29 protein-coding genes, 1 pseudogene and 1 riboswitch are annotated in these 24095 nt (G+C 30.3%); of the genes and pseudogenes, 27 read left to right on the top strand and 3 right to left on the bottom strand.

The annotated features are described in order from the left end of the window. Nucleotides 1–14 precede the first annotated feature (14 nt). From RYO54_RS13590 to RYO54_RS13570, 5 genes and pseudogenes are all read left to right on the top strand, one after another. Nucleotides 15–878 carry an ABC transporter ATP-binding protein gene (locus tag RYO54_RS13590; protein ID WP_315119759.1) on the top strand — a complete coding sequence of 288 codons (864 nt, stop codon included), beginning with the start codon at nucleotides 15–17 and terminating at the stop codon, nucleotides 876–878. 71 nt (nucleotides 879–949) lie between these two features. Beyond that, a pseudogene (locus RYO54_RS13585) lies at nucleotides 950–3111 on the top strand (M1 family aminopeptidase). Continuing rightward, the gene (locus RYO54_RS13580) at nucleotides 3104–3820 is read left to right on the top strand and encodes a hypothetical protein (RefSeq protein WP_315119756.1); all 717 of its coding nucleotides are present in this window, start codon (nucleotides 3104–3106) and stop codon (nucleotides 3818–3820) included. Before RYO54_RS13585 ends, RYO54_RS13580 begins: the two are co-directional and overlap by 8 nt. Nucleotides 3821–3944: 124 nt before the next feature. After that, nucleotides 3945–4616: a response regulator transcription factor gene (locus tag RYO54_RS13575; protein WP_315119754.1), complete on the top strand. Its 672-nt coding sequence runs from the start codon at nucleotides 3945–3947 to the stop codon at nucleotides 4614–4616. After that, nucleotides 4613–5632, top strand: a complete 1020-nt coding sequence (locus RYO54_RS13570) for a sensor histidine kinase (RefSeq protein ID WP_315119752.1) — start codon at nucleotides 4613–4615, stop codon at nucleotides 5630–5632. Before RYO54_RS13575 ends, RYO54_RS13570 begins: the two co-directional genes overlap by 4 nt. Before the next feature lie 66 nt (nucleotides 5633–5698). On the opposite strand, the gene RYO54_RS13565 is transcribed toward RYO54_RS13570, so the two are convergent. Continuing rightward, nucleotides 5699–6325 carry a chloramphenicol acetyltransferase gene (locus tag RYO54_RS13565; RefSeq protein WP_315119751.1) on the bottom strand — a complete coding sequence of 209 codons (627 nt, stop codon included), beginning with the start codon at nucleotides 6323–6325 and terminating at the stop codon, nucleotides 5699–5701. Between the two features lie 280 nt (nucleotides 6326–6605). Between RYO54_RS13565 and RYO54_RS13560 the strand changes: the two genes are divergently transcribed. The 11 genes from RYO54_RS13560 (at nucleotide 6606) to RYO54_RS13510 (ending at nucleotide 14369) form a co-directional block, all read left to right on the top strand. Next, on the top strand, nucleotides 6606–7067 hold the full coding sequence (locus tag RYO54_RS13560) for a hypothetical protein (RefSeq protein ID WP_315119748.1): 462 nt from the start codon (nucleotides 6606–6608) through the stop codon (nucleotides 7065–7067). 2 nt (nucleotides 7068–7069) lie between these two features. Beyond that, a complete protein-coding gene (locus RYO54_RS13555) occupies nucleotides 7070–7627 on the top strand; it encodes a tRNA-dihydrouridine synthase (protein WP_315119745.1) in 558 nt (185 codons plus the stop codon). A gap of 28 nt (nucleotides 7628–7655) precedes the next feature. Beyond that, the gene (locus RYO54_RS13550) at nucleotides 7656–8243 is read left to right on the top strand and encodes a hypothetical protein (RefSeq protein ID WP_315119742.1); all 588 of its coding nucleotides are present in this window, start codon (nucleotides 7656–7658) and stop codon (nucleotides 8241–8243) included. A 411-nt stretch (nucleotides 8244–8654) separates the two neighbouring features. Then, nucleotides 8655–9293: a Vat family streptogramin A O-acetyltransferase gene (locus RYO54_RS13545; protein ID WP_315119740.1), complete on the top strand. Its 639-nt coding sequence runs from the start codon at nucleotides 8655–8657 to the stop codon at nucleotides 9291–9293. A 118-nt stretch (nucleotides 9294–9411) separates the two neighbouring features. Continuing rightward, nucleotides 9412–9789: a cytidine deaminase gene (locus RYO54_RS13540; RefSeq protein ID WP_315119738.1), complete on the top strand. Its 378-nt coding sequence runs from the start codon at nucleotides 9412–9414 to the stop codon at nucleotides 9787–9789. Nucleotides 9790–9961: 172 nt separating this feature from the next. Continuing rightward, a complete protein-coding gene (locus RYO54_RS13535) occupies nucleotides 9962–10234 on the top strand; it encodes a CD3324 family protein (RefSeq protein WP_315119736.1) in 273 nt (90 codons plus the stop codon). A 202-nt stretch (nucleotides 10235–10436) separates the two neighbouring features. Next, entirely contained in the window at nucleotides 10437–10706 is a 270-nt protein-coding gene (locus RYO54_RS13530) for a CD3324 family protein (RefSeq protein WP_315119733.1), read from the top strand. Between the two features lie 227 nt (nucleotides 10707–10933). Continuing rightward, on the top strand, nucleotides 10934–11341 hold the full coding sequence (locus RYO54_RS13525; RefSeq protein WP_315119730.1) for a RidA family protein: 408 nt from the start codon (nucleotides 10934–10936) through the stop codon (nucleotides 11339–11341). Between the two features lie 149 nt (nucleotides 11342–11490). Continuing rightward, complete coding sequence (locus RYO54_RS13520; protein ID WP_315119727.1) at nucleotides 11491–12393, top strand: GNAT family N-acetyltransferase; 903 nt, start codon at nucleotides 11491–11493, stop codon at nucleotides 12391–12393. A 205-nt stretch (nucleotides 12394–12598) separates the two neighbouring features. Next, a riboswitch (purine riboswitch) is annotated at nucleotides 12599–12700 on the top strand. 36 nt (nucleotides 12701–12736) lie between these two features. Continuing rightward, a complete protein-coding gene (locus RYO54_RS13515; RefSeq protein ID WP_315119725.1) occupies nucleotides 12737–13789 on the top strand; it encodes an NCS2 family permease in 1053 nt (350 codons plus the stop codon). 13 nt (nucleotides 13790–13802) lie between these two features. Next, nucleotides 13803–14369 (top strand): phosphoribosyltransferase family protein, encoded by a 567-nt coding sequence (locus RYO54_RS13510; protein WP_315119724.1) that lies wholly within the window; start codon nucleotides 13803–13805, stop codon nucleotides 14367–14369. Between the two features lie 73 nt (nucleotides 14370–14442). Here RYO54_RS13510 and RYO54_RS13505 read toward each other — a convergent pair whose 3' ends face one another. Beyond that, a complete protein-coding gene (locus RYO54_RS13505; RefSeq protein WP_315119722.1) occupies nucleotides 14443–14847 on the bottom strand; it encodes a GNAT family N-acetyltransferase in 405 nt (134 codons plus the stop codon). Between the two features lie 213 nt (nucleotides 14848–15060). Beyond that, complete coding sequence (locus RYO54_RS13500; protein ID WP_315119720.1) at nucleotides 15061–15483, bottom strand: pyridoxamine 5'-phosphate oxidase family protein; 423 nt, start codon at nucleotides 15481–15483, stop codon at nucleotides 15061–15063. A 129-nt stretch (nucleotides 15484–15612) separates the two neighbouring features. Here RYO54_RS13500 and RYO54_RS13495 point away from each other — a divergent pair, with 129 nt between their 5' ends. The 11 genes from RYO54_RS13495 to RYO54_RS13445 all read left to right on the top strand — a co-directional run bounded on the left by RYO54_RS13495 (nucleotide 15613) and on the right by RYO54_RS13445 (nucleotide 23988). Then, on the top strand, nucleotides 15613–16545 hold the full coding sequence (locus tag RYO54_RS13495) for a YafY family protein (RefSeq protein WP_315119719.1): 933 nt from the start codon (nucleotides 15613–15615) through the stop codon (nucleotides 16543–16545). Nucleotides 16546–16639: 94 nt separating this feature from the next. Further along, a complete protein-coding gene (locus tag RYO54_RS13490; RefSeq protein WP_315119716.1) occupies nucleotides 16640–17065 on the top strand; it encodes a hypothetical protein in 426 nt (141 codons plus the stop codon). Nucleotides 17066–17076: 11 nt separating this feature from the next. Beyond that, nucleotides 17077–17700, top strand: coding sequence for an SMI1/KNR4 family protein (locus RYO54_RS13485; protein WP_315119714.1), 624 nt, complete (start codon nucleotides 17077–17079; stop codon nucleotides 17698–17700). A 23-nt stretch (nucleotides 17701–17723) separates the two neighbouring features. Further along, nucleotides 17724–18449, top strand: coding sequence for a hypothetical protein (locus tag RYO54_RS13480; protein WP_315119711.1), 726 nt, complete (start codon nucleotides 17724–17726; stop codon nucleotides 18447–18449). A gap of 262 nt (nucleotides 18450–18711) precedes the next feature. Continuing rightward, the gene (locus tag RYO54_RS13475; RefSeq protein ID WP_315119708.1) at nucleotides 18712–19182 is read left to right on the top strand and encodes a MarR family transcriptional regulator; all 471 of its coding nucleotides are present in this window, start codon (nucleotides 18712–18714) and stop codon (nucleotides 19180–19182) included. A gap of 1 nt (nucleotide 19183) precedes the next feature. Next, nucleotides 19184–19729 carry a cyclase family protein gene (locus tag RYO54_RS13470; protein ID WP_315119706.1) on the top strand — a complete coding sequence of 182 codons (546 nt, stop codon included), beginning with the start codon at nucleotides 19184–19186 and terminating at the stop codon, nucleotides 19727–19729. Between the two features lie 110 nt (nucleotides 19730–19839). Next, nucleotides 19840–20316: a flavodoxin family protein gene (locus tag RYO54_RS13465; protein ID WP_315119703.1), complete on the top strand. Its 477-nt coding sequence runs from the start codon at nucleotides 19840–19842 to the stop codon at nucleotides 20314–20316. 16 nt (nucleotides 20317–20332) lie between these two features. Next, a complete protein-coding gene (locus RYO54_RS13460; protein WP_315119700.1) occupies nucleotides 20333–20977 on the top strand; it encodes an NAD(P)H-dependent oxidoreductase in 645 nt (214 codons plus the stop codon). Nucleotides 20978–21200: 223 nt separating this feature from the next. Further along, the gene (locus RYO54_RS13455; protein ID WP_315119697.1) at nucleotides 21201–21872 is read left to right on the top strand and encodes a PspA/IM30 family protein; all 672 of its coding nucleotides are present in this window, start codon (nucleotides 21201–21203) and stop codon (nucleotides 21870–21872) included. Between the two features lie 284 nt (nucleotides 21873–22156). After that, nucleotides 22157–23179, top strand: coding sequence for a TFIIB-type zinc ribbon-containing protein (locus RYO54_RS13450; RefSeq protein ID WP_315119695.1), 1023 nt, complete (start codon nucleotides 22157–22159; stop codon nucleotides 23177–23179). After that, nucleotides 23176–23988 (top strand): TPM domain-containing protein, encoded by an 813-nt coding sequence (locus RYO54_RS13445; RefSeq protein WP_315119694.1) that lies wholly within the window; start codon nucleotides 23176–23178, stop codon nucleotides 23986–23988. Before RYO54_RS13450 ends, RYO54_RS13445 begins: the two co-directional genes overlap by 4 nt. Nucleotides 23989–24095 lie beyond the last annotated feature (107 nt).

Below are 24095 nucleotides of genomic sequence, written 5' to 3'. Positions count from 1 at the left end.
AGGATGATAAAACCATGAATATTTCAGTTAAAAATTTAAATATGACATATAAAACTGGTAAAAAAGCATTAAAGGATGTTTCATTACAAATAGAAAGCCCAAGCCTCATTGGACTTTTAGGACCTAATGGAGCAGGAAAGTCAACACTCATGAAACTCCTTGTAGCAGGATTGATACCAACTAGCGGAGAAATTCTTATAGATGGTGTGCCATTACTTAAGAATGAAAAAAAGTTAAAAGCAAGTCTAGGATATCTACCACAATCCTTTGGGCTTTATGATGAACTTACTGTGTGGGAGTTTTTAGACTATATGGCAGCACTAAAAGGAATTAAAAATAGTAAGAAGGTTATTAAAGAGGTCATTGAGAAGACAAATCTAACAGAAAAACGTAAAGCGCGTATTTCCACTTTATCTGGTGGGCAAAGGCAGCGTGTAGGCATTGCTCAAGCTCTTATGGGCAATCCAGAATTATTAATTTTTGATGAGCCAACCGTTGGACTTGATCCCGAGGAGCGTATTAATTTCCGTAACTTATTTTCCAAGACCGCACAGGATAAGATTGTCTTATTATCTACCCATATAATTGAAGATGTACAATCAGTATGTGATAAACTGATTGTTATTAATCATGGGCAAATTTTGTTTACAGGTACACCAGAGGAACTAATTGCCTCAGCACACAATCATGTTGGAGTGTTTGAAGAAAAAACAGAACAAAGGGTAAACCAAGAATATAAGATAACATCAAGGGTCAACACAGCCCGTGGTATTGCTTGCCGTATTGTAGCGGAAACACTGCCAGCTTTTGCGCAAGCTGTAGAGCCTACCCTTGAAGATGCCTATATGTATCTTATTATGGAGAAAGAGGTGAAATAGTCATGAAGTTCTTTTCCTATTTAAGGGTAGAATTGAATCGTATTTTTCATTCGAAAATTGCTTATTTAATTATGATATTGACTATGCTTTGCCCAATGGCTGGATATAATTTGTACGATGGCATGGTTAATAAAACGTTATCTGGACACTTTATTGGAAATCCATCTATTGCTGGAGCGGTAGGTGGAGGAATTTTATTTGCAATACTAACTTTACTAGAGTTCAATAGGGTACATAAATATGAAACTGAAGTACTAACAAATAGTATTGTATCTCCCTTAGTATTAAATGTGGTGAGATTACTTACCATAGGAATAGCAGCCACTGTTACTGTTTCTATTACTTCAGTCCTTTATTATCCATATACAGTTATAAAAATGGGCAATGTTTTTGATGGATATACCTACTTAAATAGCTTCTTTCTTTTGATGCTTCCATCCGTATTACTATCAATTTTAGCGATTTCTGCATTTTATCAGATTTTCTATCGTGTAGATCTTAGTATGGCTACATTTATTCTATTAATGTTGCCAAACTTAATTGAACGTCTCCCTATTGGAAATATTTTGCATTGGATAAAACCTTCAGTTCCAACACTCTCAGATTATTTCAGTAATGCACAAATATTTCGCTTAATGAAACATAATAGATTATTTTGGTTTTTGATATTTGGCGGTTTGTGGCTAATTGGGTTATTGTGTGTACGTTCCTATGGTAAAAGAATATTTGGTTCTATGCTGCATAATTTAAGGAAAGTTTATATTCCTTTAATGGCTGTAGCAATGATTGGTGGTGGATGCTACGCTTTTATAAATCAACCTGATGTTTTTTTAATATCTAAAGAAGAACTTATTAAAGCGTTTAATAGTGATTCGGCGGATAGTTCTGATAAGGTGAATAAAGAGCTTCAGTTGTTAAACAGTGATTTGAAAATTTCATTTGATGGAAGTAAAGGAAGTCTTTCTGCAAAGGCAGTATATTCACTTGAAAATTTGAGCAGCAGTAAACAGGAATGCAGATTTACAATAAATCCAGGATATACTATTCATAAAATAATTGTAAATGATAAAAAGGTTACATTTAAAAGATTAGATGCTATGAGAACTAATATTATATTTAACCTTCCTGAAGAAAAAAACATTAAGCTCACTATAGAATATGAGGGAAGACCTAAAATTCTATATTTTATCAGTGATATTATTCTAGATACTACTATTAGCGACAAATATATTGATTTGTCAAGCAATAAACTTCTTCCCGATATCAAAGTAGCAAACAGCAGAGATAATTCTGAACTTACATGTGAGCTTACCATGCCCGCTGGGCTTATACCAGTAGTGGATCCATCACAAAAGGATGAGAATGGTGAAGCAGTAGCAAATATGACTGGTGATAGCACGAAGTTACTTTCAGAGGATGGGGATAAGAAAACATGGCTTGTTCATCTTAAAGGAACTCGGTTATCTTTAATGGCTGGTGATTATGTTATGAAGCAGTTGGGAAATGAAGAATTGCCTATAGAGTTTTACTATAGCAGTAAACATGAGGATACTATGAAGAATGCCAGTGCTGAAAAAGTGATGAAGGATACTATTGATTATTGCATTAATCATTATGGCAAGTTAAATGATGTTTCTAAAGATTCCCCCTTAAAAATAGTAGAAAAAACAGCCTTGTTTCCAGGAGGACTAGCATATCCTAATTATAGCACCATGGGAGAATTCTCTTTTAATGATGAAAATTTAAGTAATACATTAGAAGGAGCATCAAGTGGTGAAGTATTAGCTCATGAACTTGTTCATCAATGGTGGGAGTGCACACTATAGGTTCAGGTGGGAATAATAGAAATTGGTCAGCTGAAGGACTTACTGTCTATACAACTTATCGAGTTGCTAAGGAAACTCATGGAGAAGAATATGCTCAAAAAAATTATGTGGACATGTGGAAGGCTCGCATGAAAGAAAATAATAATAATTTTTATACTAGGCATCCAGAATATTTAAATATTCTGCCTCAAAAATATGTTCGAGATATTGATGGTAATAATAGAACTGTGCGACTATATTCAAAATCACCTCTTCAAATTTTGAAAGCTGAAAAGCTAGTTGGTGGCGAAGATGAAATGGATAAAATTTTAGCTAAACTATATGAGAATAAATCAAAAACAAGAATCACATGGCAGGACTTTTTAGATGCTTGTGGACTAAAAGAGGAGGAATTAAACCTTGAATAGAATATTTAAATATGAACTTAAAAGGCTGATTATAAATAAATTTTTCTTAGGATTGCTTATTATTTCTGCTCTCTATAGTCGTGAAATTATGTGTAGAGATATAATTCTTGGGGTTTCAAATACTGCTCCATTCTCTGGCTGGAGCTATGGAACATACCTTGCTAAAGTGTTACCAATATTGCTTGTTACCTTACTATTTTTTATATCTTTTCTTTATCAAAAACAGGAAAAGAGTGTGCAAGCGTTAACTAAAGCAACTCCTATTGATCCATTTAAGTTTCAAATGCTCCGCTTTGGCACTATTATTATAGGATTTATTTTAATTTCTGCAGTGCCTATTGCCTATAGCTTCTACTTCTATGCTGCAAATTTTGACTTTGCTAATTTTGGAAGTCTTGTGTTACCAACAGTTATAACACTGTTGCCTGCTATGTTGTTTGTGTTTGGTTTAGGAGTTTTCGGAGGGCAATATCACCAAGGATTAGTTTTTGTACTTATGACAGCGGTAATATTAGTAAGTTTCATTTCATTGCCATATGCAGTTGATTTATTTGGAGGAAACTTCTTTACAAAATATCCAGAATCTCTTGATGCAGTTGAACCAGCTTTCTTTATGCCCGCAAGTGTAGTAATTGGAAAAGTTATATATGGACTAACTGGACTTGGAATGATTCTGCTATCTGGTATTCAAAAGAAACGTAAAATATGAGGATATTAATTAAAAAATATAGTAAAAAGTAACATTTAATCTTATAATAATGATTAAGGCTATTAGATTTTGTTTCCCAAAGTTTAATAGCCTTATATTCTATGTTAGGGAGGTAGAGTAAGTAATGAAAAAAATCCTTATTATTGAAGATGATGAAGTCATAAGAGAAGAATTACAGGATTTTTTAAAAAAGTATGGATACGAAGTAAATACACCTGTAGAGTTTAATAATATAATACAATATATTGAAAATGAGAATGCAAACCTTATATTACTAGACATAAACCTTCCGGAGTTTGATGGCTATTATATATGTAGAGAAATACGTAAAACATCAGATGTTCCAATTATAATAGTTACAAGCAGAGACAGTGAAGTAGATGAATTAATTAGCATGAATTTAGGGGCAGATGATTTTATAACAAAGCCTTATAATACAGAAATATTATTAGCGAGGATAACAAATGTATTAAAAAGAACATATGGAAACTTAAAAACTAATAATATATTAAGGTACAAGGATTTTAATTTAAATCTTTCAAATGCAACGGTTATTTATAAAAATAAATCTTTGGATTTAACTAAAAATGAGGTTAAGATACTTTATTATTTAATAAATAATAGGGGGAATATAGTAAAAAGAAATTCACTTATGGAATACTTGTGGAAAGCAGATTATTTTGTGGATGACAGCACCTTAACTGTTAATATCAATAGATTAAGAAAAAAGCTTGAAGAGATAGGCATAGAAAATCCAATAGAAACAAGAAGAGGGTTAGGGTATATAATGCCATGAGCATAGGTGAATTTATTAAGGATAAAATTGTTATAATATTATGCAATATGTTGATGTTTATTATATTAGCGGCTATAATGATTGCTATTAATATTAATTTCATTATAATTATATTTGTTTTTGTTATCTGGTTTTTTCCGTTAGTTTCATATATGGCTTTAGAATTTATAAAATATAAAAACTATTATGATGAGATTAATAGCGTATTAGAAAAAATGGACAAGAAATATCTACTTCCAGAGATGATAAAGGAAGCAAACTTTATGCAGGGGGAAAAACTTAATTCTATACTTAAAGAAATAAGCAGGGATATGCATGAAAATGTAAAATACTATAAAGATATGCAATCAGATTATAGAGAATACATAGAGACATGGGTCCATGAAATTAAAACACCAATAGCTTCTACAAAGCTGATAATTGAAAATAATAGAAATGAAGTAGCTAATAAAATAGACTTCCAGATGTATAGAATTGAGGGATTTGTAGAACAGGTGCTTTATTATTCCCGAAGTAATAATGTTGATAAAGACTATATTATAAAACAAACTAACCTTGATAATGTAGTAAGAAATGTAGTCAAAAGAAATTATAGAGATTTTATTCATAAAAAAATAAAATTAGATATAAAAGATATTGATGAAACTGTATATACTGATGGAAAATGGACTGAATTCATTATTAATCAGATAATCGGAAACTCTATAAAGTATTCAAGTAATAAAGAGCCAATGATAAATATATATTCGGTTAAGAAAGCTAATTTAGTAATGTTAATTATAGATGATAATGGAGTAGGTATAATAGATAAAGATATAGATAGAGTCTTTGAAAAAGGCTTCACTGGTGAGAACGGAAGAAGATTTAGCAAAAGCACAGGAATGGGTTTGTATCTATGTGAAAAGCTTTGTTCAAAATTGGGATTGAAAATCAGTATTCACTCTGAGGTCGATAAAGGAACTAAAGTTACATTAATATTTCCTTTGTCAAGTATGGCAACTTTTACAGATGACTAAGGATATAAGAACTCTAACCTATTGTAGGTTAGAGTTCTTTTGAATTTAGAGTCATCGGATAAATTATTATTTTACTTCATCAATAAATTTTTGTAATTGTTCTATAAATTTTCCAACGTGAACTCCATCCAAAAGCATATGATTTACCTGTATAGAGTAGGGTAGTAAGATTTTATTATCTTGAGTAAAATATTTTCCGAAGGATATTCTAGGAATAGAGTCTTCTTTATTCATAACTATTTCATTTGAAATGCTAGTAAATGAAATCCAAGGAATACATGAAAAATAAATTAACTTATCTTGATCAACATTTATCTCTGGAAAGTACTCCTTTTGAGATTTAGACATTTCTTTAGCAGCATTTGAAAACTCCTTTATACTATTATTTAAAGGCAATGTAACAATTTTAAATAGATTTTCTCCAGCATCCATATCGATAAATGATGGTTGCAAAGAGTCATGAAGAATGATCTTTCCATCTCTAATTTTATAGCGAAAATCCTGAATTTGATTCATAACATATGTAGATGCATATACCATGCTGTAATAAAAGGATAAATTATTTTCCTTAACAAACCTTAAAAAATTTGTAACATTTAAATTCATACAAATATTAAATTGAGGATTATCAACACTTTCGAAAAATTTATAGTGTTCTTTTCTATTCCAATTATCAAAATCAATATATTTCATAATTTCCTCCTTGTAGTAATTAGTAATGTTATATAATATTATATAAAAGTATATAATATACAAATTGGCATGTACACTTTATCTTAAATTATTTCACATTGTAATATAATCGTCCATTATATTACATTCAGCCTCTTTTCATTATTATGACACTCTCCTTTTAGAAAGTATATTACTAAAAAGTGCATACTTCCTTTTTTTTACTATCTTGATTATAATGAAATTAGTAAGAAAGAAAGCATTTTTAAAACTGTATTAAGCTATTAGGAGGAAGATTTCAATGAAAATATTAAATTCAATCAAAATAAAAAATGTGCAATTCAAAAATAGAGTAGTAATGGCGCCTATGCTTAATTTTGCTGTACCGATAAGTACGGATGGAATTATGAGTCAAAAATTAATGGATTATTATTTTCAAAGAGCAATTAGCGGAATAGGTCTTATGATATGTCAAAATCTTTCAGTTACTTCTAAGATGAGGTTACATGGTGGACTAGGTGCTTATTCAAATGAGCATATAGAATATATAAAAAAGTTAGCCGAAGAATGTAATAATCATAATACAAAATTTTTTGCACAACTTGCCTATCCTAGTACTGGGTATCAAAATGGAGACTCTATAAATAATCTTACTCAAAAGAGTATTGAAGAAATCAAAGATGAGTTTGTTAGAGCAGCAAAAATATGCAAGAAAGCTGGTTGTGATGGTATTGAATTACATGGTGCACATGGATTTTTCTAAATATGTTTGCATCTCCCATAGCAAATAAACGTGAGGATAAGTATGGGGGAGAACTAAGAAGTAGGTTATTACTTGTAGAGAATATTGTTAAGGATATAAAAGAGTTCACTGATGATGATTTTATTATTTCTTACCGTATGGGATGGAATGATGATTTGAATTTAGATATAAAAACAGCTCAAGCATTAGAGAGCATAGGATTGGAGAGTTTGCATATATCTTCTGGCATACCTAATGATAGAAAAATAGAAATCATGGATGATTTTAAATTTAATGATATTGTATATACTGCCACTCAAATTAAGAGTCATGTTAATATTCCTATCATAGCTGTGAATGATATACAAACTTTAAATAGAGGTAATAGTCTACTTGAAAATAATTTATGCGATTTTGTAGCATATGGTAGACCTTTCTTAGCTGATGGAGCCTTTATGGAAAGATCATTACATGACTATAATTATAAGCCATGTTTTGGATGCAAAAATTGCAGATGGTTCATAGATGGTAAAAAATGTCCAGGGCAAATAAAATCAAGTAGAAGTAACTCAGCCCATTAAATTTTGTGATAAGCTAAAGGAGGACAAAATGAATTCTACAAGGGAAGAACTGTTTCAAATACAACGTGATTTACAAATGGAAGCTTCGGAATTGGAGAAGTTATTAAATCTTAATGAGTTATTACAAAGAGTAGGAAAACCTATTAGAGTAGGAAGTTCTGCATTGGGGTTAATGGTATGGCGAGATTTAGATATTACAGTAGTTTGTAATGACTTAAATATTGAGAAAATAGCTGACATAGCCAAGGACTTAATGGCAAGCCCCTATATTAGAGAATTGAAATTTAAAAATGATACAGGTACATGGAATGAAGAATCTCATATTTATCCTGATGGCTTTTATTTTGGTCTTAAATGCAAGTCTAATACAAATCATATTTGGAAAGTAGATATATGGTTTGTAGACCAACCAGAAAGACAACCAGACTTAAAGCATATAAAGACAATACCTTCTAGACTAACTCCAGAGAAAAAAGAAATCATACTGCGTATTAAAAAGGCGTGGGCAGAAAAACCTGAATATGGTAGCGCAGTTACTAGTTATCTAATTTATAAAGCGGTATTAGATGAAAATGTAAAATCTTTGGATGAATTTAATTCATATTTAAAAAAATAAATACTTGTTGACAATAATAGGGTTTTATTATAAGATTAACTAAAATTATAATTATAGAAAAGGAGATTTAATCGGATGATTAAAGTTGTTCTTAACTAAACTATTAAAAATAAATAGTGTAAAATGCTTTAAAAGTTCTGGAATAGAACTTTATTTAATGACGCATTTTAAGAACAATATCGTCTATTAAACTCTTTTATATAAAAATAAAATAACTATAAATGCACATATAAAAATTATATGCTTATTTATATTACAATTAAAACATGTATAAATATATTGTGTATTAAGTTTGATTTGAATATAGTAAGAGATATTTATATAAGAAAGATCCCCATGGATGATATTGTTCATCTGTGGGGATTTTTCAAACATAAAAAATTAAATTTAATTGCAAAGGAGAGAAGATATATGAATAAATTTGGCCCAAACCCAAACAGCATTTACCCTAATGAAAACATAAAGAGCATTTGTTATATAAAAAACGTTATTAAAAATCCTAATATTCAGGTTGGAGATTACACTTATTATGATGATGTAAATGGAGCAGAAAAATTTGAAGAGCATGTTACGCACCATTATGAATTTATAGGTGATAAACTTATTATAGGTAAGTTTTGTGCAATAGCAAAAGGAATAGAATTCGTTATGAATGGTGCAAACCACAGAATGAACTCTGTAACAACCTATCCTTTTAATATTATGGGAAATGGATGGGAAAAAGCTACACCTACACTTGAAGATTTACCCTTTAAAGGTGATACCGTAGTTGGAAATGATGTATGGATTGGACAGAATGTTACAGTAATGCCTGGTGTGCATATTGGAGACGGTTCAATTATTGCTGCTAACTCTGTAGTGACAAAAGATGTTCCTCCATACCATATAGCAGGAGGTAATCCATGTAGAATTATAAAAAAGAGATCTGATGATGAATTAATTGATTACTTATTAAAATTAAAATGGTGGGATTGGTCTGAAGAAAAGATATTTAAAAATCTTGAGGTACTTTGCAGTCCGGATTTAGATAAAATTAAGTCTATCAAATAACTTTTTTATTATTGAAACAAAGGAAAGCTATGCTGACGAAAAAGCATACAAACAATATGTATTGTTGATATATTGCATATTAATTTAAATATAAAAATTAATTGAAAGGATTATAAATATGAAATTTGATGAACTATATGATATTGCAAAAAATACATTAAATCCTAGAGAACTTTCTAAAAACTCCTATGCTGGTTCTGTTGCAGCAGCTATTTTGAGTGAAAGTGGAAAAGTCTATACTGGAGTGTGTATAGATACTCCTTGTTCTATGGGGTTTTGTGCAGAACATGCGGCTATTGCAGCTATGATTACTGCTGAAGAAAATAAAATAACAAAAGTAATTGCAGTGTATAAGGATGGAACAATAATTCCGCCATGTGGAAGATGTAGAGAATTCATTTGTCAAATTCATGATGAAAATTATAAATGCGAAGTAATGATAGAAAAAGATAAGATACTTACTATTAATGATTTGCTACCCTATCGATGGGAATAGAATTAATTCGTAATTTAAAATAAACAAAAATAATGAGATAAAAAGGAGGCAATGGTTTATGAAAAAGCTTATCATTAACGCGTAGCAAAGGCTATTGCGTTAATAAAACATAATCAAGAAAATAGCCTTTGTTTAATCCTAAGTAAAAAGATTTAAATTTAGGAGGAACAAAATGTGCTATATTAAAGCTGAAGATATATTTCCAAAAGAGATAATGGACCTAATCCAGCAGTATGTGGAAGGAAAAAATATATATATCCCCAAAAAAGAATGTAATAGAAAAAAGTGGGGAGAAATAACTAACACAAGAAAAGAAATTAAAATTAGAAATGAAGCTATTTATGAAGAATATAATAATGGTATAGATAAAGAATCTCTTGCTAAGAAGTATTTTTTATCAAGAAAAAGCATAGACAGAATTATTTTACAGGAAAAAAGAAAATAAATAAAAATATGAACAAATAAATTGAAAAGGGGGGATGCATATGTCAATAAATTTAATCAGATTCATTGAATTAAGCTCCGAGCAAAGACTGTAATATCAATCAAAACATGATTTGTTAGGGGTTTTATATAAAAATTTAAATAAGTGTTTTGTGCAGTTTTTGCTTAATTATTTACCCCAAAAGTAAATAGGAGTAGATAAAGTGAAATATAAAAAAGCACAAGATATATTGCCTAAAGATGTTCTTGAATTAATTCAAGAATACATGGATGGTGGTTATTTATATATACCAAGAAAATTTGAAAATAAGAGATCTTGGGGTGAATCAAGTGGTTCAAAGCTTGAGATAAGAGAAAGAAATATAGAGATATATAATAAATATAAAGAAGGTATATCAGTTAAACAGCTTGCTGAAGAATATTATCTATCTCAAAGTAGTATAAGAAGAATAATATGCCAACATAACATATAGTAAAGTGGATGCTTAGTCTAAGATTAAGTATCCACTTTACTATATAAAGAGGACTGTGATTTTTAATAGACAAATTTAAACAAGTAGCGAAGATAATTTGTGCTCAAAATCTTTACAGAGGCATTCTCAAGCGTGCAATAAGCAAAGAGTGTATGATAAAATTAAATTAAATTTGAATATTTAATTTTAAAGGTTACTATAAAATTAATAAAGTGAGGTATGAATAAATGATAGATAAACAGAATGTTACAAAAATTCAAAGAGTAAATCCTACAAATATTCCTTCTCCTGTGGGAAAATATAGGCATATAACAAAGATACCAAAGAATGCTGATATTTTTGTGACTTCAGGCCAAGTAGGTGTGGATAGGAATAACAATATTCCTGAATCAATTAATGATCAAGTGGAAAATACGTTTAAAAATATTGCAGATCTATTAGCATCTCAACAATTATCTGCTGATAATGTAATTAAGGTTAATATTTGGGCAACTGAAGAAATTGATTGGGATTATTTAGATGGTAAGTGGGATTCATTATTTGGAACAGAATATCCTTCAATGACTGTTGCATATATAAGTGCATTAGGCTTACCTGAATTAAAAATAGAAATAGAATTATGGGCTGCAAAATAATTAGCTTAATGAGCCATAAATTAGTTTTATATAGTTTATGGCTCATTTTTATTTAGTAAAAGTTATTGAGGTTGTTCCACAAAAAATACTAGGATAAGATATAGAAGATATAAGAATATAATACAAATGCAGGAAAGGAGAAGCTAAAAATGGATGGAAATTTATTAATTAATAATAAAAAATATATTTATAAGTGTAATTACAAAGATGACAGTATTTTAAGAAATAGTTTTAATAGATTAACGGAAAAAACTTATGATTTTAATTTTGAACAATGGTATGAGGATGGCTATTGGGGAGATAAATATATACCATATTCTTTGTTAGATGGAGATAAGGTAGTATCCAATGTTTCAGTAAATATCATGGATTTTTTGATTTTAGGAGAGCAAAAGAGATATGTACAAATTGGGACTGTTATGACAGATGAAGACTATAGAGGACAAGGATTGAGCAGAGCACTTATGGAAGTAGTTTTAAAAGAATGGGAGGATAAATGTGATCTTATTTATCTTTTTGCTAATGACAGTGTTCTTGACTTTTACCCGAAATTTGGATTTAGTAAGTGTGATGAATATCAGTACTCAGTAAGTAAAACTAAAGAGGATAGGCCAGAGAAAATAAGAAAGATGAGTATGGATAATGATAAAGATAGAGAAATTGTTTATAACATGGCTTGTAATACACTACCTTTCTCAAAGGTTTCTATGAGAAACAATGCATCTCTTATAATGTTTTATTGTACGTATTTTATGAGGGATAATATTTATTATCTTGAGGACTGTGATGCTTTAGTTATTTTTGAGCTTAATGAAGATGTTTTATATTTGCAAGATGTGTTTAGTAGAAAAGAAGTAAAGTTAGATAGTATAATTAATGCAGTGATCACTGAGAAAAGTAAGAAAGTAGTTTTAGGATTTACTCCAAATAATAGTTCTTCTTATGAAAAAAGTTTAGTAAATGAGGAGGATACTACTCTTTTTATTAAGATAGGAAAAGATAATCCATTTAAAAGGGGAGATTTAATGTTCCCTATATTATCTCATGCATAATGATAAATATATATAAAACCCTGGATAATACAGAAATGTGTTGTTCAGGGTTTTTATTGTACATTTAGAATATATATTTAATTTTAATTATCATATAGTTTGATTGTTTCATAGGCTATTGGAATAATTTCTACAGTATTTTATAAAAAATACGTACATTTTCAAATAATATGTTGAAAATGTTCGAATATGGTGTTATTATAAAGATGAAAAAAGTTGATATCTTCGTATATTTATGACCATATGTTTTAGATGTCTCTATCAGGACTCCGTAAAAGTTCTGATTATGAGGATTTATTTATTACTAGAGGATAAGTGCAAAATTTGAAGGGGGAAAACAAGGATGGCAGACTTTTTTACTGACTTTCTAGCGATCATAGGTGTTGTTCTAAATGGCTTACCGCAAGGGTTGTTAGCATTAACATTTGGATTTGCTTCAATTCCAACAGCATTTGCTTTTTTAGTAGGGGCAGTTGGAAATTTACTAACAGGTTCAGTTGCACCCATTTCTTTCCAAGCAGAAACTATAACATACGCAGGAACTGCTGGTAAGGATATGGAGGAAAGGCTTTCAATGATATTCTTTGGTGCGGTTATAATGACCTTTATAGGAATGTTCGGATTTTTAGGTAAAATCGTAGATTTTATAGGTCCAACAATTACCACAGGTATGATGGCAGGTGTGGGAATAATGCTTGCAAAGGTATCTATGGACATGTTAAGAAGTGAAAAAGTTGTAAGTATTGTATCAATTGCTGCTGCGGTAATAATATACTTTGCTACAAATGATTTAGTTCTAACTATTACTATTTCAGTAGTTATTTCAAGCATTGTTGGAAATATTCTTAATAAGGACATGAGAAATGTTGAAATACCTAAGGAGAAAATAGAAAGACGTAAACTTAGCTTTAATAGTAAAATATTAAGAGGAGCACTTGGAATGGTGTGCTTAAATATTGGATCTAATATAGCCTTCGGACAAATTACTGGAAGTATGGCTAATACAAATGTAAATATTGATCATCTTTCTGTTATCAGCAGTTTAGCTGATATGGGTTCTGCATTATATGGTGGTGCGCCAGTTGAATCTATAATCTCAGCAACAGGAAGTGCTCCACATCCATTAGCAGCTGGTATAATCATGATGTTAATTATGGCTGCTATATTATTTTTAGGATTGCTTCCAAAGATAGGTAAGTATGTACCTTCTCAGTCAATTAGTGGTTTCTTATTCGTACTAGGTATTTTAGTAACAGTACCAGGAAATGCAGCTGCTGCCTTAGCAGGAACAGATAGTTTAGTTGGTGGTGTTACTATGGGAGTAACAGCAATAAGTGATCCATTCTTTGGAATGCTTGCAGGAGTTATAACTAGATTTGCTGTAGGATTATTTTAGGAGGTAAGTTAATATGAATACATATGAATTAGAATTACTTTCATTAAAGAGAGAATTACCTTTAATGAAAATTAAAGATGACTTAGCTATTGCAAGCTTTGTAATACTAGGTGATACTGAACTAGTACAAACAGTTGCGCCTGTAATAGCAGATAGATTAAAGGATATAGATGTAATTGTTACTGCTGAGGCAAAGGGAATACCTTTAGCTTATGAAGTCTCAAAGCTTTTAGGTTTGAAGGAATTTATTGTAGCTAGAAAAAGCATTAAAGCTTATATGGATTCACCAATAACTGAGGAAGTAAATTCAATTACTACTCAAAAGAAACAGTTTTTGTGCTTAGACAAAATTGATGCAGCAAAGATAAAAGGAAAAAATATTGCTATTATAGACGATGTTATTTCCACTGGAGAGTCATTAAAGGTTGTTGAAAAGTTAGTTGAAAAAGCTGGAGGCATCGTAAAAGCAAAAGCTGCAATTCTAGCTGAAGGAGATGCTTCAAATAGAGATGATATTATATTTATAAAAAGACTTCCACTATTTAAAGTTGATGAAAATGAAAACTTCATAGAGATATAATATATTTAAAGATATTTCAATATTGGTTATTATTGAAATATCTTTTTTATATAGGTATTATATAATGTTAATTTTAATATCTTTTCGCCATGCCAACAGACCTTGGTGCTGAATAATCAAAGCCAAACTTTTTGTATAATTTATCAGCCGGAACATCAGCAAGTAAGCTTACATAAGATTTTTGGGGTGCATGATTATCTAGATATTTAGTTATTTCCGACATAATTAAATTACCGAACCCATTGCCCTGATAAGAAGGGTCTACAGCGATATCTACTACATGATAAATGCATCCTCCATCTCCTACAATCCTTCCCATACCAATTAATTTATCAGAATCTCTTAAAGTAACCATAAAAATAGAATTTTTCAATCCTATTTCTGATGCAGCTTCATCCCTAGGACTCATCCCTGAAATTATTCTTAAATTATTATATTCTTTTCCATTTGGAGTTTCATATGAAACATCTATATTCAAGTTAAATCTCCTCCATTTCTTTTCCTTTGCTTTATATATTAAATTATACCCATTATTCATAAAAAATAAAAGTATATACTTAGCAGTGAGTAAATTAATGGAGATTGCATTAAAAAATTTTGCTAATTGTGAATGAGAATAGAAGGGATTTATTAGTAAACCAATTACCCGGCTATCTGAAAAAGTTAGCCGGGCAGTTCTTATATTTTGAGATTATAGAGTTATGTTACCGCATTGAGAGAAGTCTATTGTTACTGTAGCTTCTTTAAAATGAATTTCATAAAGAGCCAACTGACTTCCAGCTTGTTCTATTGTCATTTCGTAATCAGGAATTTTTTTAACAAATCCATCCTTTAAATCATATATTGTTAAATCACTTTTTTGAATCATTGCTCCAGTAACTCGAACATGCTCATTTCCTTTAGATGGAACAGTAGTAAATGCCACTACATTGTTTTTTGAAAATTCCTCTACCTTGGAATTATCTTTAAAGGTTGAAAAGTATACTATCCCTTTCTTTTTAGTATCATAATAGAAATTTACAATTCTAACATTTGGGATATTGTCTACACAAGTTGCTAAAGCTATCTCACTTTGCTCCACCATAATCCTATTAAATTCTCGTGAAAAATCCATTTGTCTTCCTCCTTATAAATTTATTATGTCATAGAAAATTATTATAGTTTTAATATAACATACAAATGTTGACACCATTATGTCATAGTTATAAAATGAATTCATAAATAAGTTTGAGGAGCGATACAATTGAAAATAGATAGATTGATGTCCATAATTATGGTATTGCTGAATTGTGAGAAAATCAGTGCAACAAAACTTGCTGAAATGTTTGAGGTTACACCTAGAACTATATATAGGGATATAGAAACGATATCCCTAGCTGGTATACCGATTATTACTCATCCAGGTATTAATGGCGGCATTAGCATTATACCTGAATATAAAGTAGATAAAAAATTTTTTACTGATGCAGATATTTCAACACTTTTAATGGGGCTTGCTAGCGTTTCAACAACGCTACCCAATAAAGAAATTATAGGTACTCTAGAAAAGGTAAAAAGCCTACTTCCTAAAGAACAATTTAGGGATATTGAATTAAAATCAAACCAAATAACCATTGATCTTACCACATGGATGGGGAATAAGAACTTTCAGCCAAACCTTGAAAAAATAAAAAAAGCTTTAAATGAAAGTAAATATCTATTGTTTGAATACTATGGTGGAGGCAGAGAAAAAAATAATCGTTGCATTGAACCTTATCAATTGGTATTAAAAGAAGGACATTGGTATTTACAAGGCTACTGTACTTTAAGAGAAGATTTTCGTGTTTTTAAACTATCTCGAATTTCAAATCTTGAAATATCAGATTCTACATTTATACCACGAGAATTTCAGGCAAAGCCGTTAGATGGAAAGGGTTGGATAGATAAAAGACTTATTACAATTAAGCTTTTAGTGGATTGGTCTCTTAGAGAACAAATGATTGAACGTTGTGGGGAAGAAAATATTAAGCCTTATGGGGATGATCAATTTATGGTTGACTTTCCATTTGTAGAAGATGATTTAGGATATAATATTTTGCTGGGGTTTGGAGATAAATGTGAATGTTTAGCCCCTGAAAATGTACGTAAAGAGCTTATCCATCGTATAAAAAAATTATCTAACATTTATAATAAATAATATTTATTAATTGCTCTATTGACCGAACTGAATGAAAGAGGGAGAGAAACGTCATTAAGGTATTAAGTTTTTATTTATTAGATACTTTTAGAAGGTGATTAAAATAAAAGATGATATAGAAGTAAAGATAGTGGAAATGGAATGGCTTTCAGAAGAAGCAAATGAAGCGATTGTAACCTTTGAGATTAATAATAAAGAATACCGTGCATTTGGATTTCCAGTAGGTTTTGAGGTTGGAAACTCTTATAAGGTTGAATTTGATTTTTTAGAGGGGATAGACATTCAATGGGAAGTTATGTTTAGTGAGAATAAAGATAAAGTGAAGGATTTAATTATTAAGTCAAATAGTATATGGTCTTATTCTGCATATGGACAAATAGTATCAGTTAATCCTGTTATAGTTGATTGTGGTATTGCAGAATTTGATTTAGGGTACTTTTCAAGAGATGAACGATTAATAGGTGAGTATATGTTTTTCGATATTGCAAGATTAGACATATATGATAAAAAATTATATTGAGGAGGATATGTATGGATACTGCTGTTACCCTAGAAGAATTAGAAAGTATGCTTGGTGTAAAGTTTCCAAGAACTTTTCATGAAATTTATAGATCTGGAGCAATGGAATGGTTAAAGCATTCATATGATTGGCTTAATCAAAATAGAGAGACAGTTGAAATGAATATAGAATCATTTTTTTATAGGGTTGGAGGTGATTGTGAACCAGTTGTTTTTCCAGAAATACAAGAAACAATAAATTACTTTGAGGAAATGTTAGAGTATGATGAAGATTATAAACTTGGAAAGGTAAAAATTAATCCTAAATATAGGTTTATTCCTTTTGGGCAAATGGGTTCAGGGGATTTGTATTGTTTTTGGTATGAGGAGAATAAGAAAGAGCCAAAAGTAACTGTATATGGACATGATACAGGAGACATGGATCTTTTGGCTAATGATTTTGAAGAATTTTTATTTATCCAACTAGGAACATCTGTAGTAGATTGGGGAGATGATATTACTGATGATTCTATACAGGCCCATGTAAGATTTTTAAAGGAGGAATATAAAGAACTTTTTCAAAGTGGAGATAGAGATAAAATAAAATCAGTTATCGAAAGTATGAGTGAACCTAAGCAGATAGAGTATCTTGTATAGTTATATGAAGTGGGAGAGATAGAATGAATTTAATAGATTATCTAGATGTTGATATATCAAGTCTTTGGAATAATTATGCAGAGACTAGAAACAAGGGATTAAAAAAGATTGCAAATATAAAATTGAAAAAGTTAGTTGAATATTTGGAGTCAAAGAGTAAAGATGATAAGCGAAAGTTTGTTGAGTATCTTTGTAATGAAAGATTTGAAAAAGAAAACATCAAAGACTTTCAGCAGCCAATAATAGAAGGAATAATATTGCCTGTAATTGTTGAGGCTGTTGAACATGATGAAATGCCATATTTAAGGTGGATATATCAATTGCATTTATATAGTTGCTGTAATTATAAGAACATTGATAACATAGAGTATTATAATTCAGAAGATATACTTATACGTGCAAATAAGATAGATCCTAGTGATATAAAGACTATTAATTTATTGTTAAAGTTATATATGGATAGGCTATGGTTCGGAAGTCACCATTTACCTGAGTATATTTTAATAAATGAGAAAGAAGTAAAGAATTTATTAAATAAAACAAACCATTTACTTGAAGAATATGAGAATGAAATTAATGATATAAGGTGCATTTTGGAAGATATAAAATATTACGATGACTTATATAAAAGTTGGTTTGAGTATAAAAGTAAAAATACAGATATTACATTTATTGAATGGTGTGAAAGTAATAAGAAAACTTATTCATGGGTTAAGTCTTATTATTATGATAAAAGAAACCACACTTAAGGTGGTTATGAATTCTACTGCTATAAAATGATGAAGTCCATGTAGTGCAGATAGTGAAAATGAGTGCAGTAAATATTTAAGTAATGATATAGATTTAAAATAACTTATAGGAAGCTATAGGAAGAATTATTCTTATGGCTTTTTTCATTAAACAAAATAAATTATATTAGCAGTGTAATCATAATAAGAAATTAATTTTATTAAGATTGTTGACAAGGAAACAAAAAAGCGATATTATTGTTTCTGGGGAAACAAAAAGGAGATGCTTAAAGTGGATAATATTAATATTATTATGAAGAGTCTTAAAGCGATATATGAAAAAGAAGAAACCTTAGGAAAACTAGCATTTAAGGGTGAATATGAAGAGTATGGAGTTTCAGAAATACATTGTTTAGATCTCATAGGAAAAATAGAAGATCCTAATGTTACTAAAATATCTCAAAGTATGAATATGACAAGAGGTGCTATAAGTAAGATTAGCAAAAAACTTTTAAATAGCAATCTTATCGATAAGTACAAAAAGCCTGAGAATGATAAGGAAATATATTTTAAGCTAACAGAATTAGGTGAAAGGTTATATAAACATCATGAAGTAAAACATAAGCAGTGGGAAGAAAGAAACAACAAGTTTTTCAAAAATGTAGATGAAAAAAATCAAGAAATTGTAGCTAGTTTCTTGAAAAAATTTAATAACTATTTGGATGAAATAATAGAATCAGAAGGAGAGATATAGTATGAATTTACATTTAAAGGAATTTAACATTCCCCAGGAAATATTAAAATGGGGAGATTCACAACCAGCACATCAAAGACAACATATAGGAACTCATATAGATTGTTACAATCTATCAAATATAGAGTTACCATCAGAAATAAATGTTAAGGTAATAGATGTGAGAGGATTAGATATTATAGATGTTAATATATTAGAAAATATTAAAATAGAAGAAAACTCATTTGTAATATTTAGAACAGGATATTTAGAGCAATATGGATATGGAAGCGAAGAATATTTTAATTCTAAAACAAAACCTTATTTAACAAATGAAATCATAGATAAATTGCTAGATTTAAATACCAAACTAATAGGAATAGATTTGGTTGGAATACAGCATGGTGAAGATCATGTGGCAATAGATAAGTATGTTGAAAGTAGAAAATCCTATGTTGTAGAAAATATATGTAACTTAGATAAAGTTTCTTCCGACTTTAAAGCAAATCTAAAATGGTTTCAATTAGAAGGTGCCACAGCAATAAAGGTTGAGATTGAAACTATATAAAAAATAGTAAATTTTATTAGATTATGATAGGGTCCATTCTCAATATTGACATTAACAGTTATTGGCATTAATATAAATGAGAGTTTAAAGAAAAATTGATGAGGTGAATGATGAAAACTGTGATAATAAGGGAATTGGGGGATTATGAATTAGAATCAATTTATGAGCTAGATCTTACTAAAAACCAAATTAAAGACTGCTGTGGTTGCTGGAGTTGCTGGTTAAAAACTCCTGGCAGGTGCATAAATAAAGATTTAGACCAATTTTATTTTAAATATTTAGAGGCGGATAAGGTAGTTATATTTTCTAAGCTTACAAAAAGTTTTGTAAGTGGAAATTTAAAGAGTCTTTTTGATAGGATGATACCTTTATTTTTACCTCAAATAGAACTATCAATAGGAGAATCAACAGGACAATTTAGACATATGGTCAGGTATGAAAAATATCCAGATATAGAATTTTATTATGAAGGTAATTTTGTAACTAAAGAAGGTAAGCAGATTTTTGAAGATTATATTTATCGTACATTTGATCAATTTTACTCAAAAAATATTACAGTTAAAACATTAGAAGAGTATAGGGAATAATTTAATGGAGGGGCTTATGAGTACAATAATTCTTAACGGATCGCCTAAAGGGAAAAACGGTAATTCTGAAATATTTATTAATCAATTTTTAAAGGGGATGAAAACTCCCTGTGAGGTAAAATATATAGTCAAAGAAAATCCTAAGACTCTTGCTGAGTATGTTAAGAACTTTGATACTATTATTTTTGTGCTTCCATTATATATTCATAGCATGCCAGGAGTTACAATGCGTTTTATTGAGTACTTAGAGCCTGCAGAGCCTTCTGAAAATAAATCAATAGGTTTTATTCTGCAAGGTGGTTTTCCAGAATCATCTCAATACAAATATGCTGAAAAATACTTTGGTTCACTTTCAGAGGAACTTAATAGAGCTTACTTAGGAACTGTAATAAAAGGCGGTTCAGCAACCGTTTCTACCATGTCAAGTTTTATGACGAAAAAACTCTTTAAGTCATTAGAATGTTTAGGTGAAATATATGAGCAAACTCACACCTTTGATAAAGCCATTATTGAAAGCCTAAAAAAACCATATGAATTTACAGGATTTGATCTTAAAATTATGAAATTTTTTATTAAGACAGATTTAGTCAATCAAATGTGGAATAAACCTTTAAAACAAAATGGTGTTTTTGATAAAAACCTAGATAAGCCATTTTTATAGAAAAATTGATATTATATAAATAAGAAATGCTTAGTGGCGATAACACTAAGCATCTTTTTATATAAATTATAAATTTAGGTTAAAAAGGGATTAATTACATAGGGGAAAAACTTAAGAAATTAGAGGAATAAAAACTTTATTATAGAAATAAATATTAGAGTGGTAGTGAATGCTATTGGTAATAGATACTATTACTATAAAATAATACAAGAAGGAGGTCATCATGAGTATTTTAACAAGATTTAAAGAGATTATGTTAAGTAACATTAATGCAGTATTAGATAAAGCTGAGGATCCAGAGAAGATGATTGATCAATGTTTAAGAAATCTTAATAGTGATTTAGGTAAAGTAAAATCAGAAACTGCTTCTGTTATGGCAGAAGAGCAAAGAATAAAAAGAGCATTAGATGAATGTACATCAGAGATTGATAAAATGGAGAAATATGCAATAAAAGCATTAGAAGCTGATAATGAAGATGATGCTAAAAAGTTTTTAGAGAAAAAATCTGAATTAATAAAGAAAGAAGCTGAACTAAAAGAAGCATATAGAGTAGCTTCCTCTAATGCTGATCAAATGAAACAAATGCATGATAAACTTGTTTCTGATATTGGTGAACTAGAAGGGCGTAGAGCTATGCTTAAAGGGAAAATGGCAGTAGCTAAAACTCAAGAAAGAATTAACAAAATCGGTTCATCGGTAAACAGTGCTAATAAATCTATATCCGCATTTGATAGAATGGAAGAAAAGGTGAATAAAGCCTTTGATGAAGCCAATGCAATGGCAGAACTTAATGCAGGCCCTAAAGATGAGATAAAAGATTTAACTGCTAAATATGATAGTAGTACAAAGATAGATGATGAATTAGCTGCTCTTAAGGCGAAATTAAATAAATAAGTAATGATGCCTTAATGTTAAAAGCTGTAGTTTTGGCTACAGCTTTTATAATGATCAAGTGATTCTTAGCTTCAGATGGAGTTTGCTTAAAAGGAATACTTACTCCAACTGAAGCTTAGAAGAACTTATCCAGGGACGTAGCATCCGTTATACACAGCATAAGAACTCTAAATCGCTGAAGCTCAAGAGTTCTAATATCTCTCACTTGTAGAAGATGGGAGTATTACGGATGGTAGTCATCGGATAAATTATCTTCTTAATTAATAGTCAGAGGTGAAAAAATCATGGTAATACATTATAAATGTCCTAGTTGTGGTGGTGACATGGTCTTTGATAGCCAATCAGGGAAGCTATCTTGCCATAGTTGTGGAAGAAAAGATAATATAGAAGACTTTTCTGAAGAATTTATTACCACTACTTTTTCAGAAGATGAAGCAAAAGAATACCATTGTAAAAATTGTGGAGCAGTACTTATGACGGATGCGGAAACTACCGCAACTACTTGTAGTTTTTGCGGTGCAGGAGTTGTTCTTGGAGACAGGTTATCTGGAGCAATGGCGCCGGTAAAGATTATTCCTTTTACCATTAGCAAGGAGGAGGCTATGAAAGCATTTAAATCTTGGTGCAAGAACGGGCGCCTCACTCCAAAGGGATTCATGACAGCTGATAGAGTAAAGGATATAACAGGGATGTATGTTCCCTTTTGGTTATACGATCTAAATAGCAAAGTTAAGGTAAACGCTCATTGTACTAAAGTTTCAAAATATACTAGGGGTGATTATATATATACAGAAACGAAGCATTACGATGTGTACCGAGATATCAATATTGATTATATAAAGGTACCCGTTGATGCTTCTGAAAAAATGAGCGATGAAATTATGGACAAGTTGGAACCATATAATAATTTTAAGGACTTCAAAACCCCTTATCTTGCGGGATATATTGCAGAAAAATACAATTTTGATGATAAGGATCTACTCCCAAGGGCTAAATCAAAAATAGGAACCTATATAGAGTCCTATATAAGTTCAACCATAACTGGGTATTCTTCAGTTAACTATAATAGCAAACAAATTGATACTAGGTCAAGGCAGGCTTATTACACCCTTCTTCCTGTGTGGATGGTTTGTTATGATTATAATAAATCTGAACATACCTTTGCCATGAATGGACAGACAGGTAAGGTTGTGGGCAAACCTCCTATTAGTTTTGAGAAAGTTGCAATGTGGTTTGGAGGAATTGCTGGAGCTACATTCATAATACTAAAATTAATATCAGTGATTATGGGAGGTGGCCTTTGGTGAAAAGAAAAACATATTTAAAAGGAATTCTATTTTTAATTATGTTACTCATTTTTCTGCCTTTTGTATCAAATGTAGCAATAGCTGCTTCCGATGCAAAACAAAGGATTTATGACTTTGCAGGCCTTTTAACCCCAGAGGAAATAGAGGAGCTTGAAGTTATATCTAGTAAATACAGTGCTAAAAGAAAAACAGACATGGTTATATTAACCTCCAATGATATGGAAGGTAAAGATGTAGTAAAATACATGCAAGACTTTTATGATGAAGAAGCCTTAGGATATGACAAGCCCCATGGTAATTGTGCTATATTAACAATTGATATGGAAAATAGGGAAGTGTATTTAGCAGGTTTTTATCTAGGAAAGGAATATCTAGATGACAGTAGGCTTGATCTTATAAGAAGTAAAATTACACCTGATTTATCGCAGGGAGATTATTATAAGGCTTTTCATGACTTTATTAAAACTTCCTATAAGTATATGGGAATAAGGCCAGGAGTGAATCCGGATAATGTAGTATTTAATTTAGGGTTTCAGATCATTGCCTCTCTTGCAACAGCTGGGATTATTGTTGGCATTATGGCCCATAATTCAGGGAGTAAGATAACCGTTAATGAAGGTACTTACCGAGACTCTAACAATTCGAGAATAATTCAAAGAAGGGACGATTATATAAGAACAACAGTCACAAAAGTTCGAAAGCCATCCCAAAATACTTCTAGTAACAGTAGTTCTGGAGGAGGCGGTGGTGGCGGGGGTGGAGTCACATCAGGTGGTCACTCACACAGCGGCAGCAGAGGTAGCTTTTAGAACTCTTGATGATAATAGGATGAAGTGAAAGGAATGATAATATATGGCGTTTTTTAAAAAACAATTTGCTAATGTAGTTGAATGGGAAGAGTTCAGAGATGATATGA

The sequence above is a fragment of the uncultured Clostridium sp. genome (assembly GCF_963515715.1).
Lineage (GTDB): Bacteria > Bacillota > Clostridia > Clostridiales > Clostridiaceae > Clostridium_AW.
Note: the sequence above shows the minus strand (reverse complement) of the source record. Positions and strands in the feature narration are given on the sequence as shown.